The sequence below is a fragment of the Pseudomonas sp. PDM15 genome, assembly GCF_014851565.1.
GTDB lineage: Bacteria > Pseudomonadota > Gammaproteobacteria > Pseudomonadales > Pseudomonadaceae > Aquipseudomonas.
Genome location: NZ_JACVAA010000003.1, coordinates 685985 through 703418, shown reverse-complemented (window position 1 = coordinate 703418; position 17434 = coordinate 685985). Strand labels below are relative to the sequence as shown.

Here is a 17434-nt window from a genome sequence, read left to right as displayed (position 1 = left end):
CAGAAAAGCGAAGCCCCCTGGGCCGGAGGGCGCAGGGGGCTTCTGGTGGCGGCAGGCCGGGGCGAGCGGAGTGTTACTCGGGCATGCTCCAGGGGTCGAGCGAATAGCCCTGGCGGCTGATCTGCTCGCGGGACTGGGCCAGTGCGTCGGCCAGCTGCGCCGGGTCGGCGTAGGTGCGGCTGTCCAGTTGAGCCTGGCTCAGACGGCGGTTGGTGCGGTCGATCACCGCCAGGGTGATCACGCCGGTGCCGTCCTGTGGTTGCCAGGCGACGCACTGGAACGGCTGGAAGGCGCGGCCGGCGATGAGCAGAGCTTCGTTGACGCGGAGCGAGGTGTTCATGGGTCTGTTCTCCAAGGATGCCCAGTGTGCAATCTGGCCAGCGAAAGCACGTATTGCCGCGGCCTGTGAACTGTTGATGGCGAAACCTGACCTTGGAGTCACATCCTGTCGTAAAAACATAGAAATATGTCGCATGTTGGCGTTTTTCGGGGCTTTCCACCCTGCCGAGAGCTTTGCGAAGGCGCCGCTGCGCTGGTTATCCTAGATTGAAATGCAGCCCACACAGGAGTGACGCCATGCTGTACAGCCTTATCTCGCTGGTTATCTTTGCCCTGGATATCTGGGCGATCATCAACGTGGTGAAAAGCAATGCCGACACCTTGAAGAAGGTGCTCTGGGTGGCCCTGATCGCGCTGCTGCCGGTGGTCGGCCTGATCATCTGGGCGCTGATGGGGCCGCGCGGCAACATGAAGTTCTAGTCACACATCCTGTTGCCTCGCCCGGCTGGAGCCGCCGGGCGTATCTCCTTACAATGCGCGCCTTCTTCATGGGCGGGCCTGGTCCGTCCGAATCCACCAGCGACGACGGGGACCACCCATGAGCGATTACCAAGAAACTCTCTACGACGGCTATGGCCAGCGCTTTCGCATGGACCGGCTGCTGCATGAGGTGCGCACCGAGCACCAGCACCTGGTGATCTTCGAGAACGCCCGCATGGGCCGGGTGATGGCGCTGGACGGGGTGATCCAGACCACTGAGGCTGACGAGTTCATCTACCACGAGATGCTCACTCATGTGCCGATCCTGGCCCACGGCAACGCCAAGCGCGTGCTGATCATCGGCGGCGGCGACGGTGGCATGCTGCGCGAGGTGCGCAAGCACCACAGCGTGGAGAGCATCACCATGGTCGAGATCGACGGCACCGTGGTCGACATGTGCAAGGAGTTCCTGCCCAACCACAGCTGCGGCGCCTATGACGACCCACGGCTGAACCTGGTGATCGACGACGGCATGAACTTCGTGGCGACCACCACCGAGAAGTTCGACGTGATCATCTCCGACTCCACCGACCCGATCGGTCCGGGCGAGGTGCTGTTCTCGGAGAACTTCTACCAGGCCTGCCGCCGCTGCCTGAGCGACGGCGGCATTCTGGTGACCCAGAACGGCACGCCCTTCATGCAGCTCGATGGCGTACAGAACACCGCCGGACGTATGGACGGTTTGTTCGCCGACTGGCACTTCTATATGGCCGCCGTGCCGACCTATATCGGCGGCAGCATGACCTTCGCCTGGGGCAGCACTGACGCCGGCTACCGCAAGCTGCCGCTGGACACCCTGCGCCAGCGCTTCGCCGGCAGCGGCATCGTCACCCGCTACTACAATCCGGAAATCCACCTGGGCGCCTTCGCCCTGCCGCAATACGTGCTGCAGGCGGTGAACAAGCCGAGCAACGACTGATGTGATGCGTAAATGATAAAGCCGGCGAATGCCGGCTTTTTCGTTTCTGTCGCAGGCTGATCGAAGGAGCACTAACGACCCAGATAGCGCTGGCGCAGCTCGTCGGCGCGTTGCTCGCGCTGTTCGCCAATGGCCTGCCAGAGCCGTTCGGCCCGCTCGGGGTGGGCCGCGTAGAACTGATGCGAGAGCGGCAGGTACCAGTGGGCCTGCACCACGGGCGTGGGCAGTTGCACCAGCTGCCCCTGCAGGCCCTCGCGCTTGATCAGGGCCAGCCCCAGCTCGGTCTCCAGTGCATAGCCGTCCAGGCGTCCCGCTACCACCATTTTGAGCGCGGTGGCCGGCGCCAGCGATTCGTGGGTCAGCACGCCCAGGCTCTGCAGGTACTGGCTGACCGCATAGCCTAGCGGCGCGCCGACGCCATGGATGATGCCCTGAAAACGCTGGCCGTCCCACTGCAGCGGGCTGTCGGGCCGCACGATGACGCGATAGTCGGCTGGCCAGAGGCTGCGGCCGGGGTCGACGGGTGTCTGCCCATCCATAGAGCGTCCCGGGAAACGTCCCCAGGCATCTCGATCGGCCCACCAGACGGCGACGAACAGGCCATCGCTGGCGCCCTGGCGCACTTCATGGACGCAACGCTTCCAGGGCTGGCGATGCAGCACCAGTTGCAGCTCCGCGCTGCGCGCCGCCTGCTCGATCAGCTCCACCACCAGGCCGGGATGCTCCGCCGCCGCGCCGGACGGGGTGCTGGTGTAGGGCGACAGATCCTGGCTTTCGTAGCACAGCCGGAGCTGCGGCCAGTCCTCGGCATGCGCCGCAGAAACCAACAGACTGCTCAGCAATGGCAGAGCCCACAGGCGCCAACCAGGCATGGTTCACCCCTCCCACCCAACTGCGCTAAGCATGGTCGGCCGCGCAGGCGTCGTCCAGAGGCGCAAAAGCCGGCAATCCCGGCTTCTTCACGAGTTAGGCAGGGCGTCAGCGCGGTGACGACAGCGCGCTCTACAGAGTGATCAAGCCTTTCAGCAGCGCCTGGTGGAAGCGCTCCGGCGCCTCGACCTGCGGTGAGTGGCCGAGCTCGGGGAATTCCACCAGCGTGCCGTTCGGCAATGCGGCGGCGGCCTTGCGGCCCAGCTCCGGGTAGTTGCCCAGGCGCTCGGCGACTGCCTTGGGTGCGCGATTGGCACCTGGCGCGGTACGGTCCTTGCCGCCGATCAGCAGCAGGGTCGGTGCCTGGATACGGCCGAACTCGTGGATCACCGGCTGGCTGAATAGCATCTCGGCGGTCTGCGCCTGATTCCAGGCGACGATCTCGCGGCCCTTGCCGTGGTACAGGCCAACCTGCATGTCCACCCAGCGGTCGTACTCTGGCTCCCACTGGCCGTTGTAATAGAAGCGCAGCTGGTAGTTCTTGATGCTCTCGAAGCTGGCCTTCAGCTCACCCTGGTTGAGCTGGTCGATGCTGGCGTAGGGCACGCCCTCGGCTTGCCAGTCCTCCAGGCCGATGGGGTTGACCAGCACCAGCTGCTGCACGCTGTGTGGATGGTTGAGGGCGAAGCGCGCGGCGAGCATGCCGCCCATGGAGTGGCCGATCAGCGTGGCCTTGGCCACGCCAAGCTGGTCCAGCAGGGCCTGGGTGTTCAGCGCCAACTGGTTGAAGCTGAACTGGTAGCCGCGCGGTTTGCTGGAGGCGCAGAAGCCGACCTGGTCCGGTGAGATCACCCGGTAGCCCTGGTCGCTCAGGGTCTTGATGGTCTGCTCCCAGGTTGCGCCGCAGAAGTTCTTGCCGTGCAGCAACACCGCCGTATGGCCGTTGGCCTGGCCCGTGGCGGCGACGTCCATGTAGGCCATGGACAGGCTCTGGCCCTGGGACTGGAACGCGAAGCGTTGCAGCGGATGGGGATAATCGAAGCCTTCCAGCTGTTCGCCGTAGCTCGGTGTGGCGGCATGGAGGGCGGTGCTGCTGGCCAGCAGGGCTGCGCACAGCAGGGTGGAATTCAACCTGGGCATGGGGAGAGTCCTGGCGATGGAAAATGCGGCATTTTTAGGACAATTCCCCGCCGTCGAGAAAGCCTGGCACTGTTCCCGGATGTTTCCTTGGCGAGAGCCGCGCAGCTCCGGTCTAGAGCGTCGCAAGCGCGTCTAGCCGGCGCAGCGCGGTGCCGCGGGTGTGAGCCGTATGACCAGATGGGAGAGGTAGAAGAAAGTCTCGTAGGCCAGCGATTCGGCCTTGGTGTGCCAGCTGCGATAGCGGCTGGTGGGCGTCGGTGCAGCGTAGGCGGTGATGCCGATGTCCTTGGCCAGCGTCATCGCCCGCTTCATGTGCAGGGGATCGCTGACGATCAGCGCGTTGTCGAGCCCGTGTTGTTTCATCAGGGCGCATGCCTGGGCCAGGTTTTCGGCGGTGACGGTGGAGACCGCCTCGGTCAGCATGCGATGGGCCGGAACCCCGGCGGCGAGGGCGTACTGGTGGGCGACCGCGGATTCGGCGTGGGAATCCGCGATGCCGATACCACCCGTGAGGATCAGGTAGTCCGCGGCCTGATTGCGGATCAGCTGGATGCCATGCTTGATCCGCTCCTCGAACACCGGCGATGGCTGGTTCTGCCACACGGCGGCGCCGAGTACGATCACCGCATCGACCCTGGCGGGCGCTGGCTCGGCTGCGTACTGGGCAATCTGCAGCGCTGCCGTGGCGATTCCGCCGATCAGCAGCGCTGGCAGCGCCAGGCGCATGCCGACGTGACGATACTGGTTCAGCGCTGTTCCACCCGTTGATGCAGCTGCTGCGACAGCTGTTCCAGATGCTCGCCCAGGCTGACCAGCGACTCCTGAGCGCTGAGCAGCTCGGCGCTGGCGGCGCGCTGGCGCTGACTGGCTTCGCGTTGTGCGGCGCTATGGTCGCGCACCTGAATCAGTTGGTGGTGAGCCTGATCCAGCGCCTGGCTGTGTTCGAGGATGGCACCGGAGAGGTTGGCGGTGAGGCTGGCGTTCTCGGCCAGGGCCTCGCCCACGTCGCTGACCTGCTCGGCACCGGTGTTGACGATTTTCTCGGACTGGCCGAGCACGCTCTGCACCGTGTCGGCGGTCTGGTTGCTGCGCTGGGACAGCGAGCGTACCTCGTCGGCAACCACGGCGAAGCCACGTCCGTGCTGGCCGGCGCGGGCCGCCTCGATGGCAGCGTTGAGCGCCAGCAGGTTGGTCTGCTGGGCGATGGCGCTGATCATCTGCATGGACTCGGCGATGCGCTGGTTGCTCGCCTGGATCGCCTGCATGCTGTCCTGGGCCTGCTGCATGCGCGTGGCGCAGGCATTGACCTGGCCGCTGCTGTGCTGGGTGTCCTGGCTCAGCTGCTGCATGTGCGCGGTGCTCTGCGCCAGGCTGGCGAGCACTTCATGCACGGCCAGGTCGAGCTGGTGCATGGCTTCCGCCTGCTGCTGCACGTCGCCGTCGATGCTCTGGCAGCGCTGGCGCATGTTGTCGAGGGTGCGGTAGAGCTGCTGCGACAGCTGGCGCAGGTCGCCGGCGCTGTGGCGCACCTCGTCGAGCAGGCTGGCCAGCTGCTGGCTACCGGCAGTGGCGGCCTTGCCGACCCGCTCGGCCTCCTGCAGGTGCTGCTGGGCGCCGTCCAGCGCCTGCTGGCGCACCCGCGCGCTGTACCACTGGGCCAGCCACATGGTGATCACCGGCAGCAGGTAGCCCGAGTATTCGTTGACCATGGAATCGCGCGCGCTCAGCTCGAACTGCGGCAGGGCGGCGCCGGAACAGTCCAGGCGGATCAGCCAGAACACGAAGACCAGCTGCAGCAGCCCCCAGAACGCCGCGCTGCGCCCGCCCAGCAGCAGGTAGGCGAAGCCGATCACCACCAGCGGCCAGAAGATGTGCGCGGAGTGCAGGCCGCCGAGCTGATAGATGAGGATCATCGCGTAGCTGCTGATCAGCGCCATGGCGAAATTGGCCACCGCGCGGGCCGGCAGCCAGACCTGGCGCAGCGTCAGCAGGGCCAGCGGCATGCCGATGATCAGCAGCAGCGAGCCCTGCACCAGTGCGTCGTTGCCCAGGCGCGCCCACTTGATGCCGCTGTACAGGCCGATGGTGAGGCCGCACAGGCCGAAGAAGGCCAGCATCCGGCTCAGCAGCTGGTCGCTGGGGGCCTGTTCGGTCTGGGGCATGAGTGTGGCTAACAGCCCTTGCTGCATGGGAGTTGGCTCCGTTCTTGTTGGTTTGCCGAACGTATCGGCGAAGTTGGTCGTGACTTGAAGCTGATTGGGCGTGACTGGTGGCACATGGCCTGCAGTCAGATTAACCAGTCAAATTACTGGCGGCGAACAATTGGCGACAAGGCGCCGGAAACGGCCGTTTCGTCGCCCATAAAGGCAGGAAAGTCGCCTTATTCCGACCAGACGGCGTATTCGTTGCCGCTGGGATCGGCGAAATGAAAGCGGCGGCCACCGGGGAAGGCGAACACCGGTTTGAGAATCCGTCCGCCTGCCGCCTCCACCGCATTCTGCGTGGCGTTGAGGTCGCTGCTGTACAGCACGATCAACGGGCAGCCTCGCTCGCTGGCGAAGTCCAGCGCCGCGCGGAAGAAGCCGCCGTCGATGCCGGCGCCGACGAAGCAGCTGTAGTCCGGGCCGTAGTCGACGAAGCTCCAGCCGAATACCTGAGTGAAGAAGGCCTTGCTCGCCTCGGGCTCACGGCAGGGGATTTCCAGGTAATTGATGCTGTGGTGCTGGTGCATGGCTTATTCCTCGCAGGGTTGCAGTTCGGCTGCGCCTACTTGTTGGACCGCATCCAGCTGGGCGAGGTCGGACGCGTCCATGGCGCGGGCGTCGACCTTGTATTCAGAAACCAGGATGCGCGCGGTGCCGGCAATCACGCACTTGCCGCTTGGCAGCTCTGCCGGCACGCCGAGCTGGGCGAACGCCTGCTGCTGGTTGGCGAAGCAGAACCAGGGCAGGCGGGCGTCGTCCGCGTCGCGGGGAATGGCGGCTGCGCTCGGGCCCTGGGGAAAGAAGCACAGCTGCGAGTTGATTTCGTCGTGGGGGCGGTAGCTGTATTCGCCGCTCAGGGCGAGCTGGCCACGATAGAAACGCTGCTCGCCGTCACGCTGATCCAGCTGCAGGCCGGTGGCCTGGGTGAGGGCGGGTAGCAGGGCGGCAAGGAGGCAGAGGGCACGCATGGAATCGTCCTGATCGAGGGCGCTGACGCGCCGGGTCCATTGGGGGACCGCAGAACCTAGCAGGCCTCGCTGCGGATGTCTGCTGCCTCGATGGATTCAGGGGCCCGCTCGGGTCAGGGCAGTTCTTCCTCCGAAGCCTCCTGCCAGCTGCCGTCCGGGTCGAAGCGGGTCATGGCCAGTGCCTGCTTGTCACCTTCGGGGCCGAGGTCCTTCTCGAACACTTCGCCCTCATGGCTGATCATGAAGCTCATCACTCCGCTGTTGCCGTAGTCGGCGGGCCAGGCGACGAGGGCGAAGCCGCGGCTCATGTTGTTGCCGAGTCGGTAGTTGTAGGCGCCGCCGGGTGCCGAGGTACCCTGGGCGTCGAGGATGCGGTAGCGGTAGCCGTGCCAGTCGCCGTCCGGCAGCTCGTCGCCGAACAGCGGCCCCAGCGGGCTTTCTTCCACGCCAGGCTGGTCGGGCCAGTACAGGCCGTCATGCTGGCCGTCGCTGCTGACGAACTGCTGGGCGTATTCCAGTACGCCATCGCCGTCGCGGTCGATCTCGGCGTAGTCCATCTGTGCATCGTGGTAGGCGCGCACCGCCTGCAAGGTGGCCAGCTCGTTGCGGCCGATGCGGCGCAGGCGGATGGTCTCGCCACCGGCCCGGGTGTCGAAGAACCAGCCGTCCTTGCCGCGCACCAGTGGCAGCGGCAATTCCCAGGCGCTGTGGCCGACCACTAGGCGCGAGCGGTTGCGGGCCTCGGGGCGGGTCTCGTGTTTTTCCCGGTACAGGGCGAGGAAGGCCTCGACGTCCTCGCGCTCGACGCCATCGCGCGGGATATAGCTGCGCCAGTCCTTGCCGAGCAGCGCCGCCAGGCGCGTGGCGTCGGCCCGCTGGGTGCCGAGGGCGGCGACAAAGGCCGCGGCGGCTTCCTCGGGGCTGGGGAAGGCTTGCTGGGCGTGCAGTCCCTGCACGGGCAGGGCCAGCAGGGTGAGCAGGGCGAAACGCTGGATCGCGTGCATGGGCGGGTCTCCTTATCAGCGCCGTCTGGCGCCGCCGCGGGACGAGGACATGGCCGGGCGGCTCACCGCCCGCCCGCTGGCGCGCGATGCCTGCGGGCGGCTGGCGGCGGCGCGGCTGGCCTGGCCGCGTTGCTGATAGGCACGTTCTCGGTCGGGTGTGCGGGCGCCGGCAAAGGCGTTGTCGCGGGCGCCGCGCGAGGTGGCGTGCTGCTGGCGGGCCTGCTGCCGGCTCTGCGCCGTGCCGCGTTCGCGGGACTGGGCGCGCTGGCGCATCTGATCGGAGTTGCGCATGTCGCGATCGGCGGTCTGGGCCCGCTCGCGGGCCTGGCGATTGCTGGTGGCCGGGCTCTCGAAACCGCGCTGCTCCAGGCTCTGCCGCGCCCGTTCGCGGTCGGCGACGCGCGCCGTGTCGCGGCCGCGCAGTTCCTGGCGCTGCTCGCCGTTGGCCAGGCGCTGGCCGTATTGCTCGCGGCTGGCGCGGTCGCGGTAGGGCACGCCGTCGCGGTTCACCGCGTTGTGCTTCCAGGTCTTGTCGCCGGTGTTGATCTGGCGATTGCTGTTGATGTTGTTGTAGCGGTCCACGTCGATGTCGATGTCGCCACCGCCCCAGTCGCAGTCACCCCACAGCGAGTCGATGATCGCCACGCCCGCGGCGAAGCCGATGCCGGCCACCACCGCGGAGCCGAAGTAGTAGCCCGGTGGTGGCGGGTAGTAGGCCGGCGGGTAGGTCGGGTAAGGCCAGGTGCCGTAGACCACGCTGGGGTTGTAGCTGGGCACGTAGACCACCTGCGGATCGGCCGACTCGATGATGATGGTCTGCTGGCTGCTGCCGCCGGTGCTGGTCGCCTGGGCGGGCGCGGCGGCCGGCTGTTCGCTGACCTTCTGCTGCTCGTTGGACTCCAGGTTGCCGGCCTCCTTGGCCTGGCGGCGCAGGCGTTGCACCGAGTCCATCACCGAATCGGGGCTGGCCAGGAAGGCATCGCCGACCTTCTGTACCCAGGCGGGATCCTGGCCCAGGGTGATCAGCACGGCGGGGAAGGCCACCAGCGATTGCACGCTGGGGTCCCAGGGCTGGTCGGACACCTGGCGCACGGCATCGTCGCCGCTGGCGTCCGGATGCTCCGTGGACCAGGTCACCGCGTCGGCCACGTCGCCAGGGTAGGTGGCGGCCATCAGCACCTGGGCCAGCAGGGCATCGGGGTACAGGGCCAGGGGGGCGAGCATCTGGTCGAGTTCTTCGTTGCTGAAGACCTGCTCGCTGGGTGCGCTGCTCTCGGCGTCCGCGGCGGGCAATGGCGTTGCCAGCAGTGCCAGGAGCAGGCCCAGCAGGCCCAGGGTCGGGTGCATACGCATGGCGATTCTCCTTGCGCACAGGCGCAAACCTTAGGCGGCTGCCGCCGCGCTTTGCCTAGCATAGGCCAGTTCCGCGAGAGTGCAGGTGCTGGGCTGTCTGCCCGATGTCATGAAATGAAAAGCCCCTGTCGTGCGATGAGAAGCACCCCTCTGAGGCCGGTTCTACAGTCCGATCCACGCTATTGGTGGCTAATAACAAGACTGGAGAACAGGCATGGCCAAAGCCGTCCGTTTTTACGAGGCCGGGGGTCCGGAAGTACTGCGCTACGAGGACGTCGAGGTCGGTGAACCCGGCCCTGGTCAGGTGCGCATCCGCCACGTCGCCGTCGGCCTGAACTATGCCGACACCTATTTCCGCAACGGCACCTACCCGATCCCGCTGCCCAATGGCATCGGCGTCGAGGCGGCCGGTGTGGTGGTGGCGCTGGGCGAGGGGGTGGACAACGTGGCGGTCGGTGACCGGGTCACCTACACCGGCTTCATCAACACCCTCGGCGCCTACAGCACCGAACGCCTGATCGCGGCCGCGCCGCTGATCAAGCTGCCGGAGACCATCGCCTTCGAGACTGCCGCGGCCATGACCATGCGCGGCCTGACCTCGGCCTACCTGATGAAGAAGATCCATGCCTTCCGCGAAGGCGACAGCATCCTCTTGCACGCCGCCGCCGGTGGCGTCGGCCTGATCGTCTCGCAGTGGGCCAAGCTGCTCGGCCTGACCGTGATAGGCACCGTCTCCAGCGCGGCCAAGGCCGAGGTGGCACGGGCCCACGGCTGCGATCACGTGATCGACTACAGCCATGAGGATGTTGCCCAGCGCGTGCGCCAGCTGACCGGCGGGCGTGGCGTCGACGTGGTGTTCGACAGCGTCGGCAAGGACACCTTCATGGGCTCGCTGGATTCGCTCAAGCGCCGCGGCCTGCTGGTCTGCGTCGGCACCGCCTCAGGCCCGATCGAGGGTTTCAATCCGCAGCTGCTGGCGATGAAGGGCTCGCTGTACATGACCCGTCCGGCCCTGGCCGACTACATCGCCGATCCGCAGGAGAAATCGGAACTGGCCGAGGAGCTGTTCGGCCTGGTCGGCAGCGGCCAGATCCACATCGAGATCAACCAGCACTACGCCCTGCAGGACGCGGTGCAGGCGCACCGCGACCTGGAGTCGCGCAAGACCACCGGGTCGTCGATCTTCGTCATCTGAGGAGGCCGTCATGCGAGTCGAACAACTGACCTGCGCCATCGGCGCCGAGCTGAGCGGCATCAACCTGGGTGATGCCTCCCGCGACGATGAGCTGTTCGCCGAGATCAAGGCGCTGCTGCTCAAGCACAAGGTGCTGTTCCTGCGCGACCAGGATATCAGCCGCGCCGAGCACGTGGCCTTCGCCCGTCGCTTCGGCGAGCTGGAGGATCATCCGGTGGCCGGCAGCGACCCGGAGCACCCGGGCCTGGTGCGCATCTACAAGTCGCCGGATGCGCCCAACGACCGTTACGAGAACGCCTGGCACACCGATGCCACCTGGCGCGAGGCACCGCCCATGGGCTGCGTGCTGCGCTGCGTGGAATGCCCGCCGGTGGGCGGCGACACCATGTGGGCGAACATGGCGCTGGCCTACGAGAAGTTGCCGGAAGAAGTGAAACAACGCATCGCCGGCCTGCGTGCCCGCCACAGCATCGAGGCCAGCTTCGGTGCGGCCATGCCGATCGAGAAGCGCCTGGCGCTCAAGGCGCAGTTCCCGGATGCCGAGCACCCGGTGGTGCGCATCCATCCGGAGACCGGCGAGAAGGTGTTGTTCGTCAACGCCTTTGCCACCCACCTGAGCAACTTCCACACACCGGAGCATGTGCGCTACGGCCAGGACTACAGCATGGGCGGCAGCGACCTGCTGCGCTATCTGGTGAGCCAGGCCTACATCCCGGAGTACCAGGTGCGCTGGCGCTGGAAACCCAACAGCGTGGCGATTTGGGACAACCGCAGCACCCAGCATTACGCGGTCATGGACTACCCACCTTGCCATCGCAAGATGGAGCGCGCCGGCATCATCGGCGACAAGACCTTCTGATTCGAAGCATCCCATTCGCGCCATCTACTAATAAATATCTGAGGCAACAGGCATGAACTTCCTCGACGGTTCTCTCTTCCCTGAAAACCAGGACAAACTCGTCATCACCGCAGCCCCTTACGGCCCCGAATGGTTCCCCTCGGACTATCCGGAAGACATTCCGGTGACCATGGAAGAGCAGATCCAGAAGGCCGTCGATTGCTATGAAGCCGGCGCCTCCGTTCTGCACCTGCACGTGCGTGAACTGGACGGCAAGGGCTCCAAGCGCTTGTCCAAGTTCAACGAGCTAATCGCCGGGGTACGCGAGGCGGTGCCGGACATGGTCATCCAGGTCGGCGGCTCCATCTCCTTCGCGCCCCCGGAAGACGGCGCCGCCGCGAAGTGGCTGCACGACGACACCCGGCACATGCTCGCCGAACTCGATCCCAAGCCCGACCAGGTGACGGTGACGGTCAACACCACGCAGATGAACGTCATCGAGCAGATGGACGTGCGCGACTACACCGGCACCTCCATGGGTAGCGATACCTACGATGCCTACCGCGAGATGATCGTGCCGTCCGGCCCGGGCTTCATCGAGGAGCACATCAAGCGCCTCTCCGCCGCCGGCATCCAGAGCGCCTTCCAGTTCTACAACATCAACAGCTACGAGACGGTCGAGCGCCTGATCCGTCGCGGCGTCTACAAGGGGCCGCTGGTGTGCAACTGGGTGGCCATCGGCGGCGGCATGGACCAGCCGCATATCTACAGCATGGCCAACTTCCTGCGCGCCATCCCCGACGGCACCATGCTCACGGTGGAGAGCACCATGCTCAACACCCTGCCGGTCAATCTCATGGGCATGGCGATGGGGCTGCACGTGCGCTGCGGCATCGAGGACAACATCTGGACCCAGGATCGCTCGCGCAAGATGACTTCCGTCGAGCAGATCGAGCAGCTGGTACGCATTGCCAAGGAGATCGGTCGCCCGGTCGCCAACGGCAAGGAAGCCCGCGAGATCCTCAAGATCGGCGTGTTCTACGACACGGTCGAGGAAACCCTGGCCGCCAACGGCTTCGCCCCGAATCCCAAGGGCGGTCAGCAGGGCTTCCTGCGCAAGTGATTGATCGGCAGTTGCCGAGTGCGGTGCAGCTCGACGGCCTCGCACAAACCCCGCTGGCAGGCGGCATCGCGCCGAACCGCACGCCGGGCCAGAAACAGCTGCCCCAGCGCGGTTGAGTGACACGGCGCCCTCCGCAGGTCGGAGGCGCCACGCCGCTGGGCAAAGGTCTCTGCCGCTGGCGGCGCCCGGGCCACGAACCGGGCGCGCCGTCCGCGGTGCTGGCGACCCCACAGGGTCGTCCAGAGGCCTTTGCCGAGCGTCGTCTTGCACGACTACAACAATAACAAGCAGTAGCAGTACAACGAGGTAGCCACATGGCCTTTCACCACAGCACCCAGGGCGAGGAAATCGACACCTCGGCCGGCATTCCGCGCAGCTATGCCTGGATCGTCTTCGCCCTGACCTTCGGCCTGCTGATCTCCGACTACATGTCGCGGCAGGTGCTCAACGCGGTCTTCCCGCTGCTGAAGGGTGAATGGGTGCTGTCCGACAGCCAGCTGGGCCTGCTCAGCGGCATCGTCGCTCTGATGGTCGGCCTGCTCACCTTCCCTCTGTCGCTGCTCGCCGACCGCTTCGGCCGGGTGCGCAGCCTGGCGCTGATGGCGCTGCTGTGGAGCCTGGCTACCCTGGCCTGCGGCCTGGCACAGAAATACGAGCACATGCTGGTGGCACGCTTCCTGGTCGGCGTCGGCGAGGCCGCCTACGGCAGCGTCGGCATCGCCGTGGTGCTCTCGGTGTTTCCCAAGCACATGCGCGCCACCCTGACTGGCGCCTTCATGGCCGGCGGCATGTTCGGCTCAGTGCTGGGCATGGCCCTGGGTGGTGCGATTGCGGCGAACTTCGGCTGGCGCTGGGCGTTCGGCGGCATGGCCCTGTTCGGCCTGCTGCTGGCCGCGGTCTACCCGCTGGTGGTGAAGGAGGCGCGGGTGTCGCACAAGCGCTTCGCCGACGCCGCCCGGCAGGCGGCGGACAAGGCCGCCAAGCCCCTGCGCACCCTGTATAGCAGCCGCTCGGTGATCGCCGCCTACGTCGGCAGCGGGCTGCAGCTGTTCGTCGGCGGCACGGTGATCGTGTGGATGCCCAGCTACCTCAATCGCTATTACCAGATGGGCACCGACAAGGCCGGCGCCCTGGCCGGCATCATCGTGCTGTGCAGCGGCGCCGGCATGATCCTCTGCGGCATGCTCAGCGACCGTCTGTGCCGCAATGCCCCGGAGCGCAAGATCGCCCTGGCCATCGCCTACTGCCTGGGCAGCTGCCTGCTGCTGTCGCTGGCCTTCGCCCTGTCCGCCGGGCCGTTGCAGCTGCTGCTGATCTGCCTGGGCATGCTGATCGCCGCCGGCACCACCGGCCCGTCCGGGGCCATGGTGGCCAACCTGACCCATTACTCGGTACACGGCACCGCCTTCGCCACCCTGACCCTGGCCAACAACCTGCTGGGCCTGGCGCCGGGGCCGTTCGTAACCGGCAAGCTGTCCGATCTGTTCGGCCTGCAGGTCGCCTTCCAGCTGGTGCCGCTGGTCAGCATCGGTGCCGCCGCGGTGTTCTTCTATGCCCGTTGCCATTACCTGCAGGACATCGCCCGCCTGCGTGGCGGCCAGGGTCGGGAGGAGGCCGGCCCGGCAGCGCTGGAGGTGCAGCCATGAGCCGCGTCCTGCGCATCGACGTGGCCTTCGACTTCGTCTGCCCCTGGTGCCTGATCGGCAAGCGTCAGCTCAAGCGCGCCGTGGTGCAGCTGCAGCAGGCGCTGCCGCACCAGGTGGTGAGCATCGACTGGCAGAGCGTGCAGCTGCTGCCGCAATTGCCGGCCGCTGGCGAGCCGTTTGCCGAGTTCTATCGCCGCCGCCTGGGCAGTGACACCGCGGTGCGCCTGCGCCAGGCCCAGGTGCAGGAGGCGGGTACGGACGTCGATCTGCGCTTCGACTTCCAGCGCATCGCCCGCATGCCCAACACCGCCGATGCGCATCGCCTGCTGCGCCGCGCCGTGGAACTGGGTGGCCCGGAGCAGCGTGATCGCCTGCTGGAGCGACTGTTCGCCGCGCATTTTCGCCTCGGCGAGGATATCGGCGACGCCAATACCCTGCTGACCATCGCCGAGACCTGCGGCTACCCACGCGAGGAGATGGCCCGCGCCCTGTACCGCGATGGCCGACCCTTCCAGGCGCCGAATACGGCTGCCAGCAGCGTGCCGCAGTTCGTCTTCGACGGTCGCCTGCTGCTGTCCGGCGCGCAGCCGGCCGACCTGCTGCTGCGCGGCATGCGCGAGGCCCTCGGACTTCCGGAGCGGCGGAGACTGCAGGCATGACCCACCGCCATCACGTGCCGGCCCTGCAGAGCCCGGCGGCCGGCCAGCGCGCGCCGTGCGCATTCGCCAGTGCCTACCTGGCCAACTTCAACCCGCTCCGGGCCGCCACCTGTCCAATCGAGGAAGAGGGCGGCCGCGTCACCATCGTCATCGAGGACTTCGCGCCATGAGCGCCATCGCTCTCACCCAGATCAACGACCGGGCTCGCCAGCTGGCGCCGGGCATCACCGTCAGCCTGGTGGTGGCCGCCGCCGCCACCTTCCTCTCTGAGCACTACGGCGCGCCGGTGATGCTGTTCGCCCTGCTGCTGGGGCTGGGGCTCAACTTCCTCGCCGCCGATGGCAAGTGCAAAGCCGGCATCGAATTCACCGCGCGCACCGTGCTGCGCGTCGGCGTGGCCCTGCTGGGCATGCGCATCACCCTGGAACAGATCGCCGCCCTCGGCTGGAAGCCGCTGGCGCTGGTGGTGATCCTGGTGGTGGTGACCATCTCCGTCTCGGTGCTGGCGGCCAAGGCGCTGGGTTTCAAGCGCATCTTCGGCATGCTCACCGGCGGCGCCACGGCCATCTGCGGCGCCTCGGCGGCGCTGGCCCTGGCCGCCGCGCTGCCCAGCCACCCGCAGAAGGAAAAGGCCACGCTGTTCACCGTGATCGGCGTGTCGGCGCTGTCGACCCTGGCGATGATCCTCTACCCGATGATCGCCAACGCCCTGGGCCTGTCGCCGCAGGAGGCCGGGGTGTTCCTCGGCGCCACCATCCACGACGTGGCCCAGGTGGTCGGCGCCGGCTACAGCATGTCGCCGGAGACCGGCGACACCGCCACCGTGGTCAAGCTGATGCGCGTGGCCATGCTGCTGCCGGTGATCGTCGCGGCCGCCATGGTCACCCGCCTGCAGGGTGTGGAAACCGGTGGCGAGCGGCCGCCGCTGCTGCCCTGGTTCGCCGTCGGCTTCCTGATCCTCGCCTGCGTCAACAGCACCGGCTGGGTGCCGCAGCTGGTGCAGGGCGGAGTCAACGAGCTGTCGCGCTGGTGCCTGGTGGTGTCCATCGCCGCCCTGGGCATGAAGACCCAGCTCAAGGAGCTGGCCAGCGTGGGCATCAAGCCGATCCTGCTGATGGTCGGCGAAACCATCTTCCTGGTCATCCTGGTGCTGCTGTTGCTGCGCTGGGGCCTGTGATCCGTGCGCCGGCGCTGGCGCCGGCACAACCCGAGAGAGACTGTCGATGAACAAGATCTACCCCAACGCCCACGCGGCGCTCGAGGGGCTGGTGGCTGACGGCATCAGCATCGCCTCCGGCGGCTTCGGCCTGTGCGGCATTCCCGAGGCGCTGATCGCGGCGCTGGGCGAAACCGGCAAACGTGGCTTCACCGTCATCAGCAACAACTGCGGGGTCGATGATTTCGGCCTCGGCCCGCTGCTGTACAGCCGGCAGATCGACAAGATGATTTCCTCCTACGTCGGCGGCAACAAGGAGTTCGAGCGCCAGTACCTGGCCGGCGAGCTGCAGCTGGAGTTCACCCCCCAGGGCACCTTGGCCGAGAAGCTGCGCGCCGGCGGCGCGGGCATCCCGGCGTTCTTCACCCGCACCGGCTACGGCACGCAGATCGCCGAGGGCAAGGAGACCCGCCAGTTCGATGGCGAGTGGTACGTGATGGAGCGCTCCCTGACCGCTGACCTCGCGCTGATCAAGGGCGCCAGGGCCGATCGCGCCGGCAACCTGACCTTCAACAAGACCGCGCGCAACTTCAACCCGCTGTGCGCCAAGGCCGGCCGGGTCTGCGTGGCCGAGGTGGAGGAAATCGTCGAAGTGGGCGAGCTGGCCCCGGACGAGATCCACCTGCCGGGCATCTATGTGCAGCGCCTGGTACTCAATGCCAACCCACAGAAGCGCATCGAGATGCGCACCACGAGGAGCTGAGCATGGCCTGGACCCGCGAAGAAATGGCGCAACGCGCCGCCGCCGAGCTGCAGGACGGCTTCTACGTCAACCTCGGCATCGGCCTGCCGACCCTGGTGGCCAACTACATCCCCGAGGGCATGGAGGTCTGGCTGCAGAGCGAGAACGGCCTGCTCGGCATCGGCCCGTTCCCTGGCGAGGAGGAGGTCGATGCGGACCTGATCAACGCCGGCAAGCAGACCATCACCACGCTGCCTGGCAGCAGCTTCTTCGACAGTGCCGAGAGCTTCGCCATGATCCGCGGCGGGCATGTCGACCTGGCCCTGCTCGGCGCCATGCAGGTGTCGCAGCAGGGCGATCTGGCCAACTGGATGATCCCCGGCAAGATGATCAAGGGCATGGGCGGCGCCATGGACCTGGTGGCCGGCGTGCGCCGCGTGGTGGTGCTGATGGAGCACACGGCCAAGGGCGAGCCGAAGATCCTCGAGCGCTGCGAGCTGCCGCTGACCGGCGTCGGCGTGGTCGACCGCATCATCAGCGACCTGGCGGTGCTGGACATCACCGAGGCGGGTGTCGAGCTGGTGGAGATGGCGCCGGGCGTCGACTTCGACCAACTGCAGGCCGCTACCGGCTGCACCATCCTGCGCTGAGCCTGATCCGCCGTCGGGCGCGCGGTCGTTCAAGCCGAGCTGCCGGCGGAGCGTGTTTCACGTCCCGTTCACTCCATGGCGGGATGTGTCCCCCGGGGTCTATGCCCCGGCCTTCGTGCGACGGCTGGCGCTAGCGGCCGTGCGCACC

Annotated in this window: 20 protein-coding genes; 11 read left to right on the top strand and 9 right to left on the bottom strand. The window is 66.9% G+C overall.

Features of this window, described 5'->3' with window-relative positions:
• Positions 1 to 73: 73 nt before the first annotated feature.
• On the bottom strand, positions 74 to 340 hold the full coding sequence (locus tag IB232_RS11235) for a hypothetical protein (protein ID WP_137972742.1): 267 nt from the start codon (positions 338 to 340) through the stop codon (positions 74 to 76).
• A 236-nt stretch (positions 341 to 576) separates the two neighbouring features.
• Between IB232_RS11235 and IB232_RS11230 the strand changes: the two genes are divergently transcribed.
• Both IB232_RS11230 and speE read left to right on the top strand, forming a co-directional pair.
• Positions 577 to 759: a PLD nuclease N-terminal domain-containing protein gene (locus tag IB232_RS11230; RefSeq protein ID WP_192398647.1), complete on the top strand. Its 183-nt coding sequence runs from the start codon at positions 577 to 579 to the stop codon at positions 757 to 759.
• A gap of 118 nt (positions 760 to 877) precedes the next feature.
• Positions 878 to 1738, top strand: coding sequence for a polyamine aminopropyltransferase (gene speE / locus IB232_RS11225; RefSeq protein WP_192398645.1), 861 nt, complete (start codon positions 878 to 880; stop codon positions 1736 to 1738).
• Between the two features lie 71 nt (positions 1739 to 1809).
• Here the strand turns inward: speE and IB232_RS11220 are convergent, their stop codons facing one another.
• The 8 genes from IB232_RS11220 to IB232_RS11185 form a co-directional block, all read right to left on the bottom strand.
• A complete protein-coding gene (locus IB232_RS11220; RefSeq protein WP_192398644.1) occupies positions 1810 to 2610 on the bottom strand; it encodes a substrate-binding periplasmic protein in 801 nt (266 codons plus the stop codon).
• 130 nt (positions 2611 to 2740) lie between these two features.
• Positions 2741 to 3748, bottom strand: coding sequence for an alpha/beta fold hydrolase (locus tag IB232_RS11215; protein WP_192398642.1), 1008 nt, complete (start codon positions 3746 to 3748; stop codon positions 2741 to 2743).
• Between the two features lie 132 nt (positions 3749 to 3880).
• Positions 3881 to 4474, bottom strand: a complete 594-nt coding sequence (locus tag IB232_RS11210) for a YdcF family protein (RefSeq protein WP_192398640.1) — start codon at positions 4472 to 4474, stop codon at positions 3881 to 3883.
• 20 nt (positions 4475 to 4494) lie between these two features.
• Positions 4495 to 5034 (bottom strand): methyl-accepting chemotaxis protein, encoded by a 540-nt coding sequence (locus tag IB232_RS23935; RefSeq protein WP_412547730.1) that lies wholly within the window; start codon positions 5032 to 5034, stop codon positions 4495 to 4497.
• Positions 5035 to 6128: 1094 nt separating this feature from the next.
• Entirely contained in the window at positions 6129 to 6479 is a 351-nt protein-coding gene (locus IB232_RS11200) for a VOC family protein (RefSeq protein WP_192398636.1), read from the bottom strand.
• A gap of 3 nt (positions 6480 to 6482) precedes the next feature.
• On the bottom strand, positions 6483 to 6920 hold the full coding sequence (locus IB232_RS11195) for a hypothetical protein (RefSeq protein ID WP_192398634.1): 438 nt from the start codon (positions 6918 to 6920) through the stop codon (positions 6483 to 6485).
• 113 nt (positions 6921 to 7033) lie between these two features.
• Entirely contained in the window at positions 7034 to 7924 is an 891-nt protein-coding gene (locus IB232_RS11190) for a DUF2950 domain-containing protein (protein ID WP_192398632.1), read from the bottom strand.
• 15 nt (positions 7925 to 7939) lie between these two features.
• Positions 7940 to 9277 (bottom strand): DUF3300 domain-containing protein, encoded by a 1338-nt coding sequence (locus IB232_RS11185; RefSeq protein WP_192398630.1) that lies wholly within the window; start codon positions 9275 to 9277, stop codon positions 7940 to 7942.
• 214 nt (positions 9278 to 9491) lie between these two features.
• On the opposite strand from IB232_RS11185, the gene IB232_RS11180 reads away from it, so the two are divergent.
• From IB232_RS11180 to IB232_RS11140, 9 genes are all read left to right on the top strand, one after another.
• The gene (locus IB232_RS11180; RefSeq protein WP_192398628.1) at positions 9492 to 10472 is read left to right on the top strand and encodes a quinone oxidoreductase family protein; all 981 of its coding nucleotides are present in this window, start codon (positions 9492 to 9494) and stop codon (positions 10470 to 10472) included.
• A gap of 10 nt (positions 10473 to 10482) precedes the next feature.
• Positions 10483 to 11331, top strand: a complete 849-nt coding sequence (locus IB232_RS11175; RefSeq protein ID WP_192398626.1) for a TauD/TfdA dioxygenase family protein — start codon at positions 10483 to 10485, stop codon at positions 11329 to 11331.
• Positions 11332 to 11383: 52 nt separating this feature from the next.
• The gene (locus tag IB232_RS11170) at positions 11384 to 12433 is read left to right on the top strand and encodes a 3-keto-5-aminohexanoate cleavage protein (protein WP_192398624.1); all 1050 of its coding nucleotides are present in this window, start codon (positions 11384 to 11386) and stop codon (positions 12431 to 12433) included.
• A gap of 314 nt (positions 12434 to 12747) precedes the next feature.
• Positions 12748 to 14079, top strand: a complete 1332-nt coding sequence (locus IB232_RS11165) for an MFS transporter (RefSeq protein WP_192398622.1) — start codon at positions 12748 to 12750, stop codon at positions 14077 to 14079.
• Positions 14076 to 14738 (top strand): DsbA family oxidoreductase, encoded by a 663-nt coding sequence (locus IB232_RS11160; RefSeq protein WP_192398620.1) that lies wholly within the window; start codon positions 14076 to 14078, stop codon positions 14736 to 14738. Before IB232_RS11165 ends, IB232_RS11160 begins: the two co-directional genes overlap by 4 nt.
• Positions 14735 to 14908: a hypothetical protein gene (locus tag IB232_RS11155; RefSeq protein WP_192398618.1), complete on the top strand. Its 174-nt coding sequence runs from the start codon at positions 14735 to 14737 to the stop codon at positions 14906 to 14908. Before IB232_RS11160 ends, IB232_RS11155 begins: the two co-directional genes overlap by 4 nt.
• The gene (locus IB232_RS11150) at positions 14905 to 15915 is read left to right on the top strand and encodes a YeiH family protein (protein WP_192398616.1); all 1011 of its coding nucleotides are present in this window, start codon (positions 14905 to 14907) and stop codon (positions 15913 to 15915) included. Before IB232_RS11155 ends, IB232_RS11150 begins: the two co-directional genes overlap by 4 nt.
• Positions 15916 to 15961: 46 nt before the next feature.
• Positions 15962 to 16657, top strand: a complete 696-nt coding sequence (locus IB232_RS11145; RefSeq protein ID WP_192398615.1) for a CoA transferase subunit A — start codon at positions 15962 to 15964, stop codon at positions 16655 to 16657.
• Between the two features lie 2 nt (positions 16658 to 16659).
• The gene (locus IB232_RS11140) at positions 16660 to 17286 is read left to right on the top strand and encodes a CoA transferase subunit B (RefSeq protein ID WP_192398613.1); all 627 of its coding nucleotides are present in this window, start codon (positions 16660 to 16662) and stop codon (positions 17284 to 17286) included.
• Positions 17287 to 17434 lie beyond the last annotated feature (148 nt).

Coding starts and splice junctions, on each gene's coding strand:
- IB232_RS11140 (WP_192398613.1), top strand. CDS start 16,660: ATGGCCTGGACCCGCGAAGAAATGGCGCAACGCGCCGCCGCCGAGCTG.
- IB232_RS11195 (WP_192398634.1), bottom strand. CDS start 6,920: ATGCGTGCCCTCTGCCTCCTTGCCGCCCTGCTACCCGCCCTCACCCAG.
- IB232_RS11180 (WP_192398628.1), top strand. CDS start 9,492: ATGGCCAAAGCCGTCCGTTTTTACGAGGCCGGGGGTCCGGAAGTACTG.
- IB232_RS11175 (WP_192398626.1), top strand. CDS start 10,483: ATGCGAGTCGAACAACTGACCTGCGCCATCGGCGCCGAGCTGAGCGGC.
- speE (WP_192398645.1), top strand. CDS start 878: ATGAGCGATTACCAAGAAACTCTCTACGACGGCTATGGCCAGCGCTTT.
- IB232_RS11220 (WP_192398644.1), bottom strand. CDS start 2,610: ATGCCTGGTTGGCGCCTGTGGGCTCTGCCATTGCTGAGCAGTCTGTTG.
- IB232_RS11190 (WP_192398632.1), bottom strand. CDS start 7,924: ATGCACGCGATCCAGCGTTTCGCCCTGCTCACCCTGCTGGCCCTGCCC.
- IB232_RS11170 (WP_192398624.1), top strand. CDS start 11,384: ATGAACTTCCTCGACGGTTCTCTCTTCCCTGAAAACCAGGACAAACTC.
- IB232_RS11230 (WP_192398647.1), top strand. CDS start 577: ATGCTGTACAGCCTTATCTCGCTGGTTATCTTTGCCCTGGATATCTGG.
- IB232_RS11210 (WP_192398640.1), bottom strand. CDS start 4,474: ATGCGCCTGGCGCTGCCAGCGCTGCTGATCGGCGGAATCGCCACGGCA.
- IB232_RS11150 (WP_192398616.1), top strand. CDS start 14,905: ATGAGCGCCATCGCTCTCACCCAGATCAACGACCGGGCTCGCCAGCTG.
- IB232_RS11200 (WP_192398636.1), bottom strand. CDS start 6,479: ATGCACCAGCACCACAGCATCAATTACCTGGAAATCCCCTGCCGTGAG.
- IB232_RS11215 (WP_192398642.1), bottom strand. CDS start 3,748: ATGCCCAGGTTGAATTCCACCCTGCTGTGCGCAGCCCTGCTGGCCAGC.
- IB232_RS23935 (WP_412547730.1), bottom strand. CDS start 5,034: ATGCAGCAGGCCCAGGACAGCATGCAGGCGATCCAGGCGAGCAACCAG.
- IB232_RS11235 (WP_137972742.1), bottom strand. CDS start 340: ATGAACACCTCGCTCCGCGTCAACGAAGCTCTGCTCATCGCCGGCCGC.
- IB232_RS11185 (WP_192398630.1), bottom strand. CDS start 9,277: ATGCGTATGCACCCGACCCTGGGCCTGCTGGGCCTGCTCCTGGCACTG.
- IB232_RS11160 (WP_192398620.1), top strand. CDS start 14,076: ATGAGCCGCGTCCTGCGCATCGACGTGGCCTTCGACTTCGTCTGCCCC.
- IB232_RS11155 (WP_192398618.1), top strand. CDS start 14,735: ATGACCCACCGCCATCACGTGCCGGCCCTGCAGAGCCCGGCGGCCGGC.
- IB232_RS11165 (WP_192398622.1), top strand. CDS start 12,748: ATGGCCTTTCACCACAGCACCCAGGGCGAGGAAATCGACACCTCGGCC.
- IB232_RS11145 (WP_192398615.1), top strand. CDS start 15,962: ATGAACAAGATCTACCCCAACGCCCACGCGGCGCTCGAGGGGCTGGTG.